We start from the raw sequence: 2508 nt of genomic DNA, 5'->3' as shown, positions 1-2508 counted from the left end.
GCGCACAGGAACAGCGCCCACAGCGGGCCGCTCGGCCGGAACAGCCCGTACTGCCAGAGCGCCGCCACCAGCGCGACCAGACAGGCGTACAGCCGGCGCGCGCGCGGATGATCCGGCGCCGTCATCGGGTCCGAGATCATGAAGAACGCGAACAGCAGCAGGGCGCCGTTGCCGAGCTGATGCCACCAGATCGCCCAGGACTGGCCGAGCCACGCGACGCGCAGCGCCACGAGGCCGAGGAAGGCGAGCAGGAAGGTCCAGGCCAGATCGCTGCTGCGCGCGCGCAGGCTGACCAGCCCGCCGAGCGCGACGAACCACAGCGCCAGCGCCAGATCCTGCCCCCACTGCCCCGGCGAGGCCCAGGCGCCCGGGAACAGCACGAGCGCGAGCACGACGCCGAAGTTGGCCGGGTTCCAGAGGTGTCTGCCGCGCACGCGCAGCACGAACTTGGCGCTGATGGCCAGCGCCGCGGCCAGCGGGTGCTGCCAGAGGCCGTCGGCGCGCAGCAGCAGCACGATGCCGAAGCAGGTGATCAGCGCCGAGCGCAGGCCGACGCCGCGCAGCCCGAGCACCTGCAGCCAGAAGAGCTGCGCGCCGAGTCCGCCGGCGAAGGCGAGCGCGGCCTGCGCCCCGGCCAGCGAGAAATCGCGCAGGCCGACGCCGACCGCGAGCAGCGTCGCCTGGAAAACCATCTGCAGCAGCCGCGGATCGCGCCAGCCGGGCCGGCCGGGCACCGGCCCCGGCGCGACCGGCACGCTCACTTCCACAGGTTCTCCCACCACTTCGGGGCCGTCGGGGCCGGCCCATCGAGCTTCGCCTTGCGGCGGATGTCGTTGATGTTCCAGCCGGTCAGGCTCGCGAGCTGCTGCGCTTCCTGCTCGCGGCGCTGGCCGAGCTGTTCGAGGTAGGTCTTCGCCTGCGGACAGGCATCGGGCGCGACCTCGGCGGCGTGGCGCAGCACGTAGCGCGCCTGGAAGTTCTGGCGATCGGCGGTTTCCTGGAACATCAGGTCTTCCGGGAAGGTGTCCGGCGTATAGCGCAGGTGCAGGCGCGTCAGCATCACCGGCTGCGCGCCGCCGCCCGGCGGCATCGGCGCGATGCGCGGATTCACCGCCGGCGGCTGGGCGCCCTCGCCGACCCAGAACACGCCGGCCTGGCGCAGCTCGGCCGGCGACAGCGGATCGGCCGCGCAGGGATCGCACCAGGCCATGTCCCAGAAGTATTCGGTGAACACCGCCTTCAGGCCCTCGCGCGTCGCCTGCTCGCCGAACAGCGCCTTGTAGAAGGCCGGGAACTCGCCCTTCACGAACTCCGGCACATCGACGTTGGCCGGCAGCTTCACGGTGCGGTAGTTGCTGGTCTCGACGCGGCCCTTGCGCGTCAGCATGAACGCGACCAGATCCTGCGGGCCGCTGGCGTTGATCATGCCAAGGCGCAGCGGCAGCATGAATTTTTCCGATTCGAACGCGAACTGCAGCGGCCGCAGATACGTGAAGCCGGTCTTCGCCTGCTCCTTCAGGTTCACCTTGGCGACGAAGAACTTCATGTCCTGCCGGATGTACGGCGCCAGCGCCTTCGCGGCCCCGGCCGGAATCCGGTAGCCGTTGTCGTGCAGCCAGGTTTCGAGGCCGTCGGACTGCTTCGCCGACAGGATGACGATGTCGTACTCGCCGACCGTGAAGCTCGATTCGACCGTGACGCCGAGCGCATCGGCCCCGCGCCGGCGGACCGCCGAGCCCTCCTGCACGGCCATGGTCGGGGCCGGCGCGTAGACCACCGGCGGCCGGCAGGGATCGGGATCGAAGTACTCGACCAGCCTCGGCGCCGAATAGGCGTCGAGCCGCTCGAAGATCTTCTTGTCGCCGACGTGCACCTGCCCCTTCTGCAGCACCTGCGGCACCGGCACGACCAGCGCGAAGTCGGTCGGCTCGCCCCTGTAGTCGTTCAGCATCGAGATCACGGTGCGCGGACCGTCGCGCACGACGATGACCTGCGAGGCCTCGTTGAACAGGCTGGCGTCGGCCTTGCCGACGTAGAAGCCGCAGAAGGCCGCGGCCCCCTGCGTGCACGCGAGCAGCGCCGCACCGGCGAGTGCGGCGGCGATCGGACGGATCATGGGCGGGACTCCGTGAAAATCCGGGGCGGATGGCGCAGCAGCGTAGAGCCCGCGCACGCGCCCGGCCTCAGCGCAGGGATTTTTCGATCGTGTCGAAGTCGACGCGGCGCAGGAAGGCCTGCAGCGTCGCCTCGCTGACAGCGGCATTGCCGCGCGCCTCGACGAGGATCGCGTCATTGCCGACCAGCACGCGCAGCGCGTTGCCGGCCGGGTCGTACAGCGCGCGGCGGCCATCGAGCCTTTCGATGCGCGGACCGCTGCCGAGCGCGGCCGGGTTGTCGAACACCGCGCCGAGCCCCTGCAGCAGCGCCGATTCGCCGGTGATCGTCAGCTGCAGTTGCTCGTCGCCGTGCGTGTAGCGGCGCTCGGCGCGGATGCCGCCGGCGGCCGGC

At 70.9% G+C, this 2508-nt stretch carries 2 protein-coding genes and 1 pseudogene; all 3 read right to left on the bottom strand.

The features are described 5' to 3' along the window. Nucleotides 1-761 (bottom strand): RnfABCDGE type electron transport complex subunit D (locus PKE44_RS18165; protein WP_324554055.1); only part of this gene is annotated, 761 nt, incomplete at its 3' end. After that, entirely contained in the window at nt 758-2116 is a 1359-nt protein-coding gene (locus tag PKE44_RS18160) for a DUF2330 domain-containing protein (RefSeq protein WP_324554053.1), read from the bottom strand. The genes PKE44_RS18160 and PKE44_RS18165, both read right to left, overlap by 4 nt. 67 nt (nt 2117-2183) lie before the next feature. Further along, nucleotides 2184-2508 (bottom strand): annotated as a pseudogene (locus tag PKE44_RS18155) (hypothetical protein); the annotation flags it as partial.

Origin of the sequence: Plasticicumulans sp. (assembly GCF_035331805.1) — a bacterium.
GTDB lineage: Bacteria > Pseudomonadota > Gammaproteobacteria > Competibacterales > Competibacteraceae > Plasticicumulans.
This window is presented reverse-complemented; position numbering and strand designations above follow the sequence as displayed.

What these genes read in the sequence shown, in the direction of transcription:
- PKE44_RS18160 (WP_324554053.1), bottom strand. Translation starts at nt 2,116, where the DNA reads ATGATCCGTCCGATCGCCGCCGCACTCGCCGGTGCGGCGCTGCTCGCG.